Here is a 733-nt window from a genome sequence, read left to right as displayed (position 1 = left end):
TTATGGCCGGATTGATACTTCAAAATCCGCGTTGATTAAACTGGCTCAAAAAATTCAATCTCAATTTCCTAAATCCACGCTTCATTTTATTTATGAAGCTGGACCATGTGGATATTGGATCTATCGACTTTTAACCAGTCTTGGTTACCACTGTTATATTGTGGCCCCTTCTCTCATTCCGAAAAAGCCGGGCGATAGAGTGAAAACCGATAAACGTGATGCGGCAAAGTTGGCGAGATTATTTAGAGCTGATGAGTTAAGTACGATTTATGTACCTGAAGCCGAGGATGAAGCCATTCGCGATTTATCGCGTGCCCGTGAAACCGCAATGAAAGATTTAAAAGATGCAAAGCTTCAACTTAAAGGCTTCTTTCTCCGCAACAACATCAACACTGTCGTGAAAGATAATTGGTCTAAAAAACATTTACGCTGGCTCACCGAACTTGTCCTTCCGCACCATAGCCAACAAATTGTGCTACAGGAGATGATTCAAATCATCTCCGAACGAATGCAGCGTCTACAACGACTGGATAATGAGCTTATCCACCAAGTTAAAAATTGGCGTTATTATCCTGTAGTCAAAGCCATCCAAGCCATGCGAGGTATTCGCTTACTGGTGGCCTTAGGAACGATTGCTGAACTTGGGGATTTGCGACGATTTGACCATCCAAGAAAACTGATGTCTTACCTTGGATTAGTCCCTTCTGAAAGCTCGAGTGGACAAAAGCGGCGA

1 pseudogene is annotated in these 733 nt (G+C 42.8%); it reads left to right on the top strand.

Features of this window, described 5'->3' with window-relative positions:
• A pseudogene (locus tag A1QC_RS15685) lies at positions 1-733 on the top strand (IS110 family transposase); the annotation flags it as partial.

The sequence above is a fragment of the Vibrio rumoiensis 1S-45 genome (genome assembly GCF_000286955.2).
GTDB lineage: Bacteria > Pseudomonadota > Gammaproteobacteria > Enterobacterales > Vibrionaceae > Vibrio > Vibrio rumoiensis_A.
Note: the sequence above shows the minus strand (reverse complement) of the source record. Positions and strands in the feature narration are given on the sequence as shown.